We start from the raw sequence: 13,544 nt of genomic DNA, 5'->3' as shown, positions 1-13,544 counted from the left end.
ATGTACGCACCCCTCGATCTTTACGACACCGCCGCCGCGCGCATTCTCGATGCGCAGGCCACCACGCTGCTCGGTGGCGACGGCTACATCTTGATGCAGCGCGCCGGGCAGGCGGCCTGGCAGTGGTTGTTTGAACGCTGGCCGCAGGCGCGCCGCATCGTAGTGGTGTGCGGCACCGGCAACAACGGTGGCGATGGCTATGTGCTGGCGCGCCTAGCGCACCGCGCAGGGCGTCAGGTGCGTGTGGTGCATCTGCCCGAGCACGGCCCCGGCTCGGAGCTGGCGCAGCGTGCCTGCACTGACTACCTGGCGGTCGGTGGCGCGATCGAATTGTTTCCGTATCCGCTGGCGCAGGCCGATGTGATTGTCGATGCGCTGTTTGGTATCGGCCTGAATCGCGCACCGGACGACGCGACCACTGCGTTGATCGACGCCATCAACGCGGCCGGCATGCCGGTATTCGCGCTGGATGTGCCCAGCGGCATCGATGCCGATCATGGGGTGGCTTTCGGCGCCGCAGTAAATGCCGCGCTGACCTTGCAGTTCATCGTGCCGCATCTCGGGCTCTACACCGGTGACGCGCTGGAACACGCTGGCGAGCGCGCAGTCGCGTCGCTAGAGGTGCCGCCGTCTGCATTCGATGGACTGACGCCAGCCGCGCACAGTTGGAATAGCGATGCACTGGCCGCGCAGTTGCGCCCGCGTCGTCGCAACACGCACAAGGGCGAATCCGGGCGGGTGCTGTGCGTGGGCGGCAATCTCGGCAGCGGTGGCGCCATCATGCTGACCGCCGAGGCGACGCTGCGCAGCGGCGCCGGCTTGGTGCAGGTCGCAACGCGCGCCGAGCATGTGACCCCGCTGCTGGCGCGCTGTCCCGAAGCGATGGTGCGCGCAGTGCAGGCCGATGACGACATCGCCGCGCTCGCTCAGGCCGCCGATGCGGTCGCACTCGGACCCGGGCTAGGGCAGGACGCCTGGGCGCAGGCGTTGTGGCATGCTGGGCTGGGTGCCGACACGGCTGTGGTGATCGACGCCGATGGCTTGAATCTACTGGCTAGCAACGCGGTGCCGGCGCGCGGCCCGCGCATCCTGACCCCGCACCCGGGCGAAGCCGGTCGTTTGCTGGGTCTCTCGACCGCGCAGATTCAGCGCGATCGTCCGGCCGCTGCGGCTGCATTGGCAAAGCGCTATCACGCGGTGGTGGTGCTCAAAGGCGCCGGCACGGTGGTCGCCGCCCCAGACGCAGTGCCGCGCATCATCGACGCAGGCAATCCGGGCATGGCGGTCGGAGGCATGGGTGATCTGTTGACCGGCGTGATCGCGGCATTGTTGGGGCAGGGCTGGTCGCCATTCGACGCCGCCAGCCTTGGCGCCTTGCTGCATGCCTGCGCCGGCGATGCAGCGGCACGCGCCGGCGAGCGCGGCTTATTGCCCACCGACCTGCTTCCCGAGCTGCGCCGCCTCGCCAACGCTGGAGCCATCGCATGATCGACCTCAACGGACACCTGCACGACGCGCAGGCCACCGAAACCCTGGGCCAGGCTCTGGCCGCGGTGCGGCCCGCCAGCGCCATGGTGCAGTTGCATGGTGACCTGGGCGCCGGCAAATCCACCCTCGCACGCGCGCTGCTGCGCGCACTCGGCGTCACTGGGCCGATTCGCAGCCCAACGTACACCCTGGTCGAACGCTACCCGCTAAGTGCCGGCGATGAAGCCTGGCATCTGGATCTGTATCGCATCGGCCATGCAGGAGAACTGGATTTTCTCGGGCTCGACGAGGGCAGTGCGAGCCTGTGGCTGGTCGAATGGCCGGAGCGCGGCACTGGCGTGCTGCCGCCGGTCGATCTGGACGTGGAACTGGCCGTTGACGGCGAAGGCCGCAGCGCTCGGTTGCTGGGTCGCAGCCCGGTCGGGCACGGCTGGCTGGAGCGTCTGTCGCAGCAACCCCAGTTGCAGGCCCTATTTGCCGCCGCACGAGAAGAATGAACGCCAGGTTGTGGATTATTAAGGGAAATCACCTTGCAATTCGCACAGTTGGATGATTGAATCCAGCGCCATGACACCGGGGATCCGCCAGTTCTGTGTTTCCGCCCTGACCGCCAGCCTGAGCCTGGCGGTTTTTGCTGCGTGGGCCGGCGAAATTAAAGGTGTGGGCGTGAGTACCGGCGCCACCGGAACCCGCGCCGAAATTCAGCTCGCCGGCAGCGGTGGCTTCAAGACCTTGTCGCTGGCGAACCCGAATCGCTTGGTGGTCGATTTTCCCGATTCCTCCGGCGCGCGTGGCCTCAAGCTGCCGGCTGCCGCCGGGCTGGTGACCTCGGTACGTACTGGCCAGCCGGTACCGGGGACATTCCGGGTGGTCTTCGAGCTGGCAACGCCGGTGACACCGCTGAAGCCGCAGATGCAGACCATGGGTGGCGGCTCGACATTGGTGATCGAGTGGCCGGGCGATCCAACTCCGCCTGCAGCTTCCGTGGTCGCTGCTGCGGCACCGCCAACTACCGCCCCGGGGCCGCGTTCGCTCAATGCACAAACCGAGGCCGCGCGCGCAACCGCTGCGCTGGCTGCTTCTGCGCAGCGCGCTTCCTCAGTGCCGCCGCCCCAACCACAACCTCCGCCGCCTGCACCGTACGTGCCGGCATCGGCGATGCCGACCGTCACCCAGGCGCCGGTGCCGACCACCGTTGCCTCTGGTGTGCCGACGCCGCGGCCCGGCACCACTACCAATAACGCAGCGCCGACTCGGGTCGCCGGCAGCACGCCTAACCGTGCCACCGTGACCACTGCCAATGCACCGGCTGGCGCAGTGGCGGCCGGCAGTAGCGCATCCGCAGCTGCCATCTTGAACGGCGGCAGCGCACCGATGGGTGCGATGTCAGGTGGCGGCAGCGCAGCAGGCACCCCCAGCGGCGGGTCAACAAGCGCCGTGGCCGCTGCGAATGACGACAACGACCTTCCGCCACGTCCAGTGCTGCCCAGCGAAGCCTCGCGGATCAAGATGGCACCGGGCATGCGTCCGCTGATCGTCGCGATCGATCCCGGCCACGGCGGCCAGGATCCGGGTGCCATGGGTCCCACCGGCAAGCGCGAAAAAGACGTCACTCTGGCGGTGGGTCGTGAACTGGCGCGCCAGATCAACGCCACGCCCGGCATGAAGGCATACCTGACCCGCGATACCGATGTCTTCATCCCGTTGCCGATGCGCGCGCAGAAAGCCCGCGCCGCCAAGGCCGACATCTTTATCTCCATCCATGCCGACGCTGCTGAAAACCGTAGCGCCACCGGCTCCTCGGTGTATGTATTGTCGACCAAGGGTGCCTCGTCGCAACGCGCGCGCTGGCTGGCGGATAAGGAAAACGCCGCCGATCTGGTCGGTGGCGTGCGCTTGCAGCAGACCGAAAGCACGCTGGCCAACGTACTGCTCGACCTGGCTCAGAGCGGTCACATGAAAGCCTCCGAAGACGCCGCCGGCCATGTGCTGGGTGGGCTCAAGCGCATCGGCAACAATCACAAGCCGCAGTTGGAACGCGCCAATTTTGCGGTGCTGCGCACCTCCGACATGCCGGCGATGCTGGTGGAAACCGCCTTCATCTCCAATCCGGATGAAGAGCGTCGCCTGATCGACCCAGCTTACCAGCGCAAGATCGCCGCAGCCGTGCTGGATGGCATCGACACCTTCTTCACCCGCCAGCCACCGCCGGGGACCTTGTTCGCCGCGCGTGCGCAGGCCGAAGCCGATGCCGTCGGCACCGTGGCCGGCGGCAGCCGCTGACCCGCTCGGCTATCATTACGCACTGATTCCCTGATGACGGCGCCCGCGCGCCGCAGGATTGCCGTGCCGACGTCTGCCTTTTCTGTTACACCCGCGATGCACTGCGTTTTGCGCTTCCAGCAGGGGGGCGCGCGTTGATGGCGATTCGTCAGTTGCCCGAGATTCTGGTCAACCAGATTGCCGCCGGCGAAGTCGTCGAGCGGCCCGCCTCGGTGGTCAAGGAACTGGTCGAAAATGCACTCGACGCCGGCGCCACGCGCGTGGATATCGAGCTCGAAGAAGGCGGCGTGCGGCTGATCCGTATCCGCGACAACGGCGGCGGCATCACCCCGGACGAACTGCCGCTAGCGGTGTCGCGGCATGCCACCAGCAAGATCGCCTCGCTGGACGATCTGGAAACCGTTGCCACGCTCGGCTTCCGCGGCGAAGCCTTGCCGTCGATCGCCTCGGTCAGCCGCTTCACTTTGACCTCGCGCCGGCACGATGCCGAACACGGATTCGCGCTGGAAATCGACGGCGGCCGCCTGGGCGAAGTGGTGCCACGTGCACATGCGCCGGGCACCACGGTCGAAGTCCGCGAGTTGTTCTTCAACGTGCCGGCACGGCGCAAGTTCCTGCGTGCCGAACGCACCGAACTCGGGCACATTGAAGAGTGGCTGCGCTCGTTGGCGCTGGCGCGACCGAATGTGGAATTGCGCGTCTCGCACAATGGCAAGCCGTCGCGTCGTTACAAGCCGGGCGATCTGTATTCGGATGCGCGGCTGGGCGAAACGCTGGGCGAAGATTTTGCGCGCCAGGCCTTGCGTGTGGACCACAGTGGCAGCGGTCTGCGCCTGCATGGTTGGGTCGCGCAACCACATTACTCGCGCGCCAGTACCGACCAGCAATACCTCTACGTCAACGGCCGTTCGGTGCGCGACCGCAGCGTGGCGCATGCGGTGAAGATGGCTTACGGCGACGTGCTGTTCCACGGACGTCAGCCGGCCTATGTGCTGTTTCTGGAACTGGACCCGGCGCGCGTGGACGTCAACGTGCATCCGGCCAAGCACGAAGTGCGGTTTCGCGAAGCGCGGCTGATCCACGATTTCGTCTATCGCACTTTGCAGGATGCGCTGGCGCACACCCGCGCCGGCGCGACGCCGAACAGCATCGGCAGCGATGGTGCCGGCTACACGGGTGCTACTGCCGGCGGAACGGGCAATATCGCGAGCGGCGGTCTTCCAAGCCATGGGACCGCACCCTGTAGCAGCGGTAGCGGCTACAAATACACGAACTGGACGCCTTCGCAGACGCCGCTGGGCTTGCGTGTGGACGAGGCGCGCGCCGCCTACAGCGCGTTGTACGCGCCGCCGCCGCCGAGCAGCGCCCAGCAATCGGCAGGCATGCAGAGCATGGCCGGCACCGGCTTGCCGGCAACCGCAGAAGACAGCGGAGTGCCGCCGCTCGGATATGCCATCGCGCAGTTGCATGGCATCTACATCCTGGCCGAAAACGCCGAGGGCCTGATCGTGGTCGACATGCATGCGGCGCACGAGCGCATCGGCTATGAGCGGCTTAAAAATGCCCACGACAGCATTGGTCTGCACGCGCAGCCGTTGCTGGTGCCGATGACGCTGGCGGTGGGCGAGCGCGAAGCCGACACCGCCGAGCGCGAAGCCGACACGCTTGCCACGCTCGGGTTTGAGATCACCCGCGCCGGCCCGCAGTCGCTGCACGTGCGCAGCATTCCCGCGTTACTGGCGAGTGCGGAACCGGAGGCGCTGCTGCGCGATGTGTTGGGCGATCTGCGCGAGCATGGTCAAAGCCGGCGCATCGCCAGCGCACGCGACGAACTGCTCTCCACCATGGCCTGCCACGGCGCAGTGCGCGCCAACCGCCGCCTCACCGTGCCGGAAATGAACGCGCTGCTGCGCGATATGGAAGCCACCGAACGCTCGGGCCAATGCAACCATGGCCGACCGACCTGGGCGCGGTTTACGCTGAGCGATATTGATCGTTGGTTTCTCAGGGGGCGTTGATGGCAGTGCACAGGGGGAAAGGCTGGCTGCTCGGCATGCTGGTGACGGCAGTGTTGGTAGGGTGCGGGCGCGATGCGCCACCGCCGGCCGCGCCAGTCGCACTCGACAAGATATTTCTGGCCGACACCGCCGTCTGGCGCGAAGAGCGCCTCAAGGAACTACGCGCGCCCGATGGCTGGACCAGCCTGGTCGGCCTGCACTGGCTGTCGCTGAAGGCGCATTACATCGGCAGCAGCACCGACAGCGGCATCAAACTGGCGGTGGGCCCGCCGAAGATGGGCATGGTGTCCACCGAGAACAACGCGGTCTGGTTCGTGCCCGAGCGAGGCGCCGCACTAACCGTCGACGGCAAGCCACTGACCGGCCGGATCCGCTTCCAGTCCGACCGTGATCCGCAGCCCACACTCATCCATTTCGATGATGGCAAAGGTCTGTTGAGCCTGATCCATCGTGGCGACCGCTATGCGCTGCGGGTCAAGCATGCCGACGCAGCGTCGCGCATGCACTTCGCTGGTCTGGACTACTGGCCGCTGGATTCGTCCTGGCGCATCAGCGCGCGCTACGTGCCCAATGCTGTCGGCAAGACCATCCCGATCGTAGATATCGTCGGCATCAGCAGTGAGCAGCCAAATGCGGGTGCGATCGAGTTCGAGCGCGACGGCAAGACGTATCGATTGGAAACCATTGGCGAGCCGGGGCGGCCAATGTTTGTGGTTTTCGCCGATCGCACCAGCGGGCACGGCAGCTATCCGGCCGGACGTTTTCTGGATCTGGACGTGTCCGATGCCTCCGGCAAGGTTGTGGTCGACTTCAATCGCGCCTACAGCCCGCCATGCGCATTTACCCCGTTCGCCACCTGCCCGTTGCCGCCGCCGGAAAACCGCATCGATCTGGCGGTGTCTGCAGGCGAGAAGGCCTACAAGGTGCCGCACTGACATGCGCGACGTTGATATGTGCGGAGGAGCACGATGACAGCGCAACCGACAACGTCGACGCGCCAACGTGTTGCCGCCTGGTGCAGCGGCGCGCTGCTCGGTCTGACCTTGTGGAGCGGGGCGCTCGTGCCGGGGTGGGCGCGCGGCGCAAGCGACACACCAGTCGGCCCGCCGGTGCCGCTGCTGTGGAAGGTTGATGGCAAGGGCGGCACCGTGTATCTGCTGGGCTCGTTCCACGTGCTCAAGCCCAGCGACTACCCGCTGTCGCCGGATGTGATGCAGGCTTTCGGCAAGGCCGACCGGCTGCTATTCGAGTTGCCCCCTGACGCTGCGCAATCGCCCGAACTGGCCAGTCGCATGTTGCAGGCCGCGCGGCGCACCGATGGGCGCACGCTGCAGGACACACTGGATGCGAAGACCTGGCAGTCGCTGAGTGCCTACGCGCGTAAGTATGGGATGCCGCTCGAGAGCTTGCAGCGGCTTAAGCCCTGGTTCGTGGCGCTGACGATCAGCCTGGCCGAGATGACCCGGCAAGGCATGGACCCGAACGCGGGGCTGGACCATTACCTGATGCAACAGGCGCAGGCACGCGGCAAACCGGCCGATGGCCTGGAGCGCGCCGCCGAACAGATCGCGTTGCTCGATGGCATGTCGCCGACCGAGCAGCATCAGTTGCTGGAAGAATCGCTGGACGAGGCCGATGCCAGCGACCAACTGCGCCAGCTGCATGCAGCCTGGCGTAATGGCGACGTGCATACGCTATCCATGCAAATGGCCGAGGACATGCGCCGCCAGTACCCGGCGCTGTATCAGGACATCAATGTCGAGCGCAATGCGCGCTGGATGCCGCGTCTGGAACAGCGGCTCGGCAAAGGCAGCGGAACCACGCTGGTGGTTGTCGGTGCGCTGCATCTGCTGGGCAATGATGGCGTAGTGGAGCGTCTGCGTGCACGCGGCTACCACGTGGAGCGGATCTGCGCGGCCTGCGCAAAGCAGGCCGGCCGCTGATCGACTGCGCCCGGGAGCGTGACGCTCCTGGCGCAGCTTCAGACTTAGAGCAGCTACAAAACGTAGCGAGCAGTCGTCAGGCGGGCACGGACAGCGCGGAGGAACCGCAGTGTACGTAGTGGTACATGCCGATTCGAGCACCGGCCACGCCCGCCTGGCGGTGGGCGCAGTCGTTTTGTGAGTTGCGCCTAGCCGCGACTGCGGGCCTTGCCGGTGGTGCCGTGATTGTTGCCGGGCGTGCCGTGCGTGCCTGTCCCCATCGGGCCGCTGCCCAGGCCGTTTGCGCCGGGCGGGTTCGGCGGCGTGCCAGGGCCACCCGGGCGACCGAAACCGGCGCCGAAGTTGCGCTGGAACTCTTGCCACAACTCCAGGTTGCGCTCGGTCAGCTGGTTCATCATCGCCCAAGGGGTCTGCCCAAGCAGGTTGCCCATCTGCTGGCGGAACTGCTGCTGCTGGTCCAGGAACACCTGCATGCTGCGCTCCAGGTAGTTGCCCATGAAGCCCTGCAGCGAGTCGCCATAGAACCGGATGATCTGGCTCAGTAGCTGGGTGGAGAGCATCGGCTCGCCGTCCTGCTCGCGATCGGCAATGATTTGCAGCAGCACTGCACGGCTCAGATCTTCGCCACTCTTGGCGTCGCGTACTTCGAATTCTTCGCCATCGATGATCAATTGGCGCACATCTTCGATGGTGATATAGCTGGAGATTTCCGTGTCGTAGAGACGACGATTGGGATACTTCTTGATGATGCGAAGTCCGGCCATGGAACGTTCACCCACACTGATAGTGCGCGCAGGATGGCGCACCGCAACAGCGCTTGCAACAGCCAAAACGCCTTATTTGCTTAAGCGGACACATTAAAAATGTTGCGCAGCATGGATTTTGTTGTAAATCCATGCTGCACCGCAAAGTTGCAGCAAACGTTACCAGCCCATGTGGTGGCCGCCGTTGATGTCCAGATTGGAGCCGGTGATCCAGGCAGCCTCTTCGGCAACCAGGAAAGCCACTGCGTAGGCGATCTCTTCCGGGCGACCCAGACGCCCGGTGGGGATGTCGGCCACGATCTTGGCGCGCACTTCCTCCGGCACCGCCATCACCATGTCGGTGGCCACATAACCGGGCGAGACCGTGTTGACGGTGACCCCGAATGCCGCATTTTCGCGCGCCAGCGAAATGGTGAAGCCGTGCATGCCGGCCTTGGCTGCCGCGTAGTTGGCTTGGCCGTACTGACCCTTGAGCCCGTTAATCGAGCTGATCTGGATCACCCTTCCCCAACCACGCTTGCGCATGCCCTCGATCACCGGGCGGGTCACGTTGAAGACGGAATTGAGGTTGGTGTTGATGACCTCGTGCCACTGTTCGGCCGTCATGCGGTGGAAGGTGGTGTCACGGGTGATGCCGGCGTTGTTGACCAGCACCTCGATCGGCCCTAGCGAGGCTTCGACTTCTTCCACCAAGGCGCGCGCATGCTCGGAAGAGGCTACATCGCCGCGAAACAACGCAAACGCATAGCCCTGCGCCTGCATACGCTGCTGCCAGTCGCGTGCCTTTTCTTCATTGCGGAAGTTGCTGGCGACCCGGTGGCCCTGGTCGGCCAGGCGCTTGCAGATGGCAGTACCGATACCGCCGGTGCCGCCGGTGACCAATGCGACGCGAGATGTCATGACGACTCCAATCAACAAGTAAGGCTGAGGGCGATCCAGGAGCGTGCCGACGCGGCCGCGCCTGGATGCCGGTGCTGGTGGGGCGCAATTCTAGTCACGCTGGCGCTCGGATGCGCAGATATCGCGGTCCAGCTGGCGTCGGCGCGGCAGCAGTTGTGGCGAAAAATGCTGCACGGCCCGCTGCAGCATAGTCTCGACTGCCGCATGCCGCGGCAGTGCGTCCGGCCGCTGGCCCAGCGCGGCCCAGGCGGCATGCAGGGCCGGGAGTGGGTCAGTATCGTCCAGCGCGGGTGCGTCGTGCGACTTGGACAGCTTGCGGCCTTCGCCATCCAGCATCAGCGGCAGGTGCAGGTAGCGTGGCTGCGGCAAGCCCAGTGCGCGCTGCAGCACCATCTGGCGCGGAGTGGAGTCGAGCAGGTCGGCGCCGCGCACGACATCGCTGATGCCCTGCGCCGCATCGTCTACTACGACCGCCAGTTGGTAAGCCCAGTAGCCATCGGCGCGGCGCAGCACCACATCGCCCACATCGGCATAGACATCCTGCAGCACCGGGCCTTGTAGCGCGTCGTCGAAGCCGACCAACGATTGCGGCGGCACCCGCAGGCGCACCGCACGGCGCTCGCCCAGCGGCGCGACGCAGGCGTGGTGGATACCGCCCATGCCGGCCAGGTCCGCGCGGCTGCAGCTGCACTCGAATGCCTGGCCGCTCTCCAGTAGTTGGTGGATGGCGGCGGTGTAGGCGGCGTCACGCTCGGACTGCCGGATCACGGGAAGATCCGAGTGCAGCCCGAACGCAGCCAGCGTGCGCAGCTGTCGTTCGGAGGCGCCGGGTTCGGCGCGCGGCGGGTCAATGTCTTCGATGCGCACGCACCACTGCCCACCGGCATGCCGAGCCAGCAACCAGCTGCCGAACGCAGCGAGCAGGGAGCCGAAGTGCAGGGGGCCGGTAGGCGAGGGCGCGAAACGACCGAGATAGAAAGGCGATGGCATGGGCAGCTGAATCGTCGGTCAGGTGCTTGCTTGATTTCAAGCTGCCACACCCGCAGATCCGCGACAGTTCACCCCGCATCCGTGGAGCCATCGCGCCATGTTTAACCGCATTTTCCTGTTCCTGCTGACTAACTTCGCGGTGCTGATGCTCGTCGGCATCATCATGTCGGTGCTGGGCGTCAATCCCGCGCAAATGAGTGGTCTGTTGGTGATGGCCGCCATCTTCGGTTTCGGCGGTTCATTTATTTCCCTGCTGCTATCCAAGTTCATGGCCAAGCGCAGCACCGGCGCGCAGGTCATCACCGAACCGCGTACGCCGACCGAGCGCTGGTTGCTGGAGACCGTGCGCCGTCAAGCCCAGGCTGCCGGCATCGGCATGCCGGAAGTGGCGGTGTACGACGGCCCGGAGATCAATGCATTCGCCACCGGCGCCAACCGCAACAATGCCCTGGTGGCAGTGTCCACCGGCCTGTTGCAGAACATGGACCAGGATGAAGCCGAGGCGGTGCTCGGCCACGAAATTGCCCACGTTGCGAATGGCGATATGGTGACCATGGCGCTGTTACAGGGCGTGCTCAATACCTTCGTCATCGTGCTGGCACGCGTGGTCGGCGGCATCATCGACAGCGCTTTGTCGGGCAATCGCGATAGCGGCCGCGGCTTTGCGTACTACATCATCGTGTTCGCGCTGGAGATGGTGTTCGGCATGTTCGCGACCATGATTGCGATGTGGTTCTCGCGCCGCCGCGAATTCCGCGCCGACGCTGGCGGCGCGCACCTGGCAGGCCGCAGAAAGATGATCGCTGCGCTGGAGCGGCTGTCGCTCAACCATGGTCAGAACACCTTGCCCGCGCAGGTGCAGGCGTTCGGTATCGCCGGCGGGGTTGGTGAAGGCTTGCGCCGCCTTTTCCTGAGCCATCCGCCGCTGACCGAGCGCATCGCTGCGCTGCGTGCTTCCAACGGCACTGCGATGTAAGTTGTCGAGTTGGCGTCGCGCGATGTTGGAGTTAGCGGAGCGGTGCCGGCGTTCAGCCGAACTCGTAATTCATCAACGGCCCGGTCGGTGCCACGAAGTCGCCCTGTACGTAGTCCACGCCGGCGCTGAAGAAGCTGCTCATCGACTGCGCATCGGCGACGAATTCAGCCACTGTCAAAATGCCGGCCGGCTGCGCGCGCGAGGTGATCTCACGGATCTTCTCCTGGCTTTCCCGGGCCGAGGCGATGTCGCCGGTGATGCCGCGATCCAGCTTGAGCAAGGCAGGCTGGAAATGCGCCAGCAGCTGGAACGAATCCAGGCCCGACCCAAATTGCTCCAGCCCAACCTTGCAGCCCATCGCCGACACCGCGGCCAGGAACTGCTGCGCATTACGCAAATGCGTAAACACCTTCGACTCCGGCGTCTGCAGCCACAGCCGCTCACCGGGCACGCCGTAGACCGCCAGTTGCTCGCGGATGGTGTCGATCATCTGCGGGTCGGAAAACGAGTTCGGCCCGACGCGTACCAGCAGGTGCGTTTTGTGCCCGGCACGTTGTCGCTCGCCCAGTTGCCGGATTGCGCGCGCCACCACCCAGCGGTCGATCTCGGTGATCAGGTCGTGCTCTTCGGCAATCGCCAGGAAGGCGTTGGGCGACATCATTTCGCCATTGCGCTCCAGACGTAGGAAGGCCTGGTACAGCTCCAGCGGCTCGCCCTGAAGATTGAGCACCGGCTGGTAATGCAGCAGGAAGCCGTCGCCGACCAGCGCCTCGCGCAGTTGCTCGACCCAGCGTTCGATCCGTTCTTCTTCCGCACGATCGGACGCGGCCGGGTCGTAGATGCTGATCGCATTGCCACCGAGCTCGGCGGTAGTGCGCACCGCTTCGGTGCCACGATTGAGTACCTGAGCGATGCTGGCGATCTTTTCGCCGATCTGCACCCCGCCGATGCTGACCGTCACCGTGGCCGAGCGCGAGCCGACACTGAAGACATGCTGCGCGAAGGCGTTGCGCACGATTTCTGCCAATGCATGCGTGCGCGCGTAATTGCCGTCCATCAACAGGGCAAAAATATGCTCGCCGAAGCGCGCGGCCACCACGCTGTCGTCCAGCACGCTGGCTACGTGCGCGGCGAGCGCGGCAATCAGCGCATCGGCCGAATCCAGGCCGAATTCCGGCAGGATGCGGGCGTAGTGATCCGGCTCGATCAACAGGAAGCCGGACTGGCCTTCGCTGCGGCCAGCCTGCGCCACGGCCTGTTCCAGCGCCACCATGAAAGTAGGGCGATTGAGCAGTCCGGTGACCTGGTCGCGTTGACGCAGGCCTTCGACTTCGCGTGCCAATTCCGGGTCGAACTCCTCGCGGCGCCGGAACACCACCTGGATGCACGGCTCGCCTTCGTAGGTGGCGGTGGCAAATTCCATCGTGGCCGGAAAGGTGTCGCCTTCCACGCGGCGCGCGTCGAGCTTGTACTGCGCCGGCGGCGGCTCGCCCTTGGACATCGCCTTGAGCAGCTGCTTGAATTCGTCGACGTATTGCGCCGCGATCATGTCCAGCAATGAAATACCTTCGACATCGTCGAACGATTCGAAGCCGAACATTTCCAGATAGGCGTCATTGGCGCGGATATGCATGCCTTCATGCACGTAGGCAATCGGGTCGCGCGAGGACGCGATGAGTGCGTCGCAGCGGCGCTCGGTCTCGCGCATCTGCGCTTCGATACGGCGCAGCCCACGACGGGCCTGCAGGTCGTCCCACTCCGAACGCACCAGTGCAAGCAGGTGTGCGGGGCGGTGGCGCAAGGCGATGGCACGCACGCCGTGCGAAGCGGCCTCGACCAGTGTGTTCTCTTCGATCTGCTCGGCCAGCAAGATGATCGGAATGTCCTTGCCGCTGCCGGCGATCTGCGTCTGCAGGGCGCTCATAGGGATTTGCTGCGCCTGCCCCAGGATGGCTAGATCGATCTGGCCCGACAGCATGCTGGCCAGTTCCTCCTGGTTTTGCGGCCGCCAAGGGCGCACTGCAATGCCGCCGTTACGCAGCGCGGTGACGATGGTCTCGGCACTCTCCACACTGTCGTCGACGATCATCAGGCGGAGGGTGAGATCTTTGCCTTTTTGCATGCGCTGCTCCCTAGAGAGGGGCTTTAATACACGAAGGGGTTTTGCGCGTCCACGTGTGTG

Annotated in this window: 11 protein-coding genes and 1 other RNA gene; 7 read left to right on the top strand and 5 right to left on the bottom strand. The window is 65.3% G+C overall.

All coding sequences use genetic code 11. From position 1 onward, the window contains the following. From KWO_RS12260 to KWO_RS12235, 6 genes are all read left to right on the top strand, one after another. Positions 1-1,488: a bifunctional ADP-dependent NAD(P)H-hydrate dehydratase/NAD(P)H-hydrate epimerase gene (locus tag KWO_RS12260; RefSeq protein ID WP_010372666.1), complete on the top strand. Its 1,488-nt coding sequence runs from the start codon at positions 1-3 to the stop codon at positions 1,486-1,488. Beyond that, positions 1,485-1,985 (top strand): tRNA (adenosine(37)-N6)-threonylcarbamoyltransferase complex ATPase subunit type 1 TsaE, encoded by a 501-nt coding sequence (tsaE, locus tag KWO_RS12255; RefSeq protein ID WP_017112353.1) that lies wholly within the window; start codon positions 1,485-1,487, stop codon positions 1,983-1,985. The genes KWO_RS12260 and tsaE overlap by 4 nt, the downstream gene beginning before the upstream one ends. Before the next feature lie 70 nt (positions 1,986-2,055). After that, positions 2,056-3,771 carry an N-acetylmuramoyl-L-alanine amidase gene (locus KWO_RS12250; RefSeq protein WP_026113316.1) on the top strand — a complete coding sequence of 572 codons (1,716 nt, stop codon included), beginning with the start codon at positions 2,056-2,058 and terminating at the stop codon, positions 3,769-3,771. Positions 3,772-3,908: 137 nt separating this feature from the next. Then, positions 3,909-5,789 carry a DNA mismatch repair endonuclease MutL gene (gene mutL / locus KWO_RS12245; RefSeq protein WP_017112355.1) on the top strand — a complete coding sequence of 627 codons (1,881 nt, stop codon included), beginning with the start codon at positions 3,909-3,911 and terminating at the stop codon, positions 5,787-5,789. Then, positions 5,789-6,724 (top strand): DUF1684 domain-containing protein, encoded by a 936-nt coding sequence (locus KWO_RS12240; RefSeq protein WP_017113702.1) that lies wholly within the window; start codon positions 5,789-5,791, stop codon positions 6,722-6,724. The genes mutL and KWO_RS12240 overlap by 1 nt, the downstream gene beginning before the upstream one ends. A gap of 33 nt (positions 6,725-6,757) precedes the next feature. Continuing rightward, the gene (locus tag KWO_RS12235) at positions 6,758-7,732 is read left to right on the top strand and encodes a TraB/GumN family protein (protein WP_010382356.1); all 975 of its coding nucleotides are present in this window, start codon (positions 6,758-6,760) and stop codon (positions 7,730-7,732) included. 51 nt (positions 7,733-7,783) lie between these two features. Here the strand turns inward: KWO_RS12235 and KWO_RS12230 are convergent. From KWO_RS12230 to gluQRS, 4 genes are all read right to left on the bottom strand, one after another. Continuing rightward, positions 7,784-7,859: non-coding RNA, sX9 sRNA (locus tag KWO_RS12230), on the bottom strand. 61 nt (positions 7,860-7,920) lie between these two features. Then, complete coding sequence (phaR, locus tag KWO_RS12225; RefSeq protein WP_017112356.1) at positions 7,921-8,496, bottom strand: polyhydroxyalkanoate synthesis repressor PhaR; 576 nt, start codon at positions 8,494-8,496, stop codon at positions 7,921-7,923. 159 nt (positions 8,497-8,655) lie between these two features. Continuing rightward, positions 8,656-9,396, bottom strand: a complete 741-nt coding sequence (gene phbB / locus KWO_RS12220; RefSeq protein ID WP_010382354.1) for a beta-ketoacyl-ACP reductase — start codon at positions 9,394-9,396, stop codon at positions 8,656-8,658. A 90-nt stretch (positions 9,397-9,486) separates the two neighbouring features. Beyond that, complete coding sequence (gene gluQRS / locus KWO_RS12215) at positions 9,487-10,386, bottom strand: tRNA glutamyl-Q(34) synthetase GluQRS (protein ID WP_017112357.1); 900 nt, start codon at positions 10,384-10,386, stop codon at positions 9,487-9,489. Between the two features lie 97 nt (positions 10,387-10,483). Here gluQRS and htpX point away from each other — a divergent pair, with 97 nt between their 5' ends. Further along, positions 10,484-11,362, top strand: a complete 879-nt coding sequence (htpX, locus tag KWO_RS12210; protein ID WP_010372697.1) for a protease HtpX — start codon at positions 10,484-10,486, stop codon at positions 11,360-11,362. 52 nt (positions 11,363-11,414) lie between these two features. Here htpX and KWO_RS12205 read toward each other — a convergent pair whose 3' ends face one another. Continuing rightward, positions 11,415-13,484 (bottom strand): EAL domain-containing response regulator, encoded by a 2,070-nt coding sequence (locus KWO_RS12205; RefSeq protein WP_010382344.1) that lies wholly within the window; start codon positions 13,482-13,484, stop codon positions 11,415-11,417. Positions 13,485-13,544: the final 60 nt, after the last annotated feature.

The sequence above is a fragment of the Xanthomonas vasicola pv. musacearum NCPPB 4379 genome (genome assembly GCF_000277895.2).
Taxonomy (GTDB): domain Bacteria; phylum Pseudomonadota; class Gammaproteobacteria; order Xanthomonadales; family Xanthomonadaceae; genus Xanthomonas; species Xanthomonas vasicola.
Note: the sequence above shows the minus strand (reverse complement) of the source record. Positions and strands in the feature narration are given on the sequence as shown.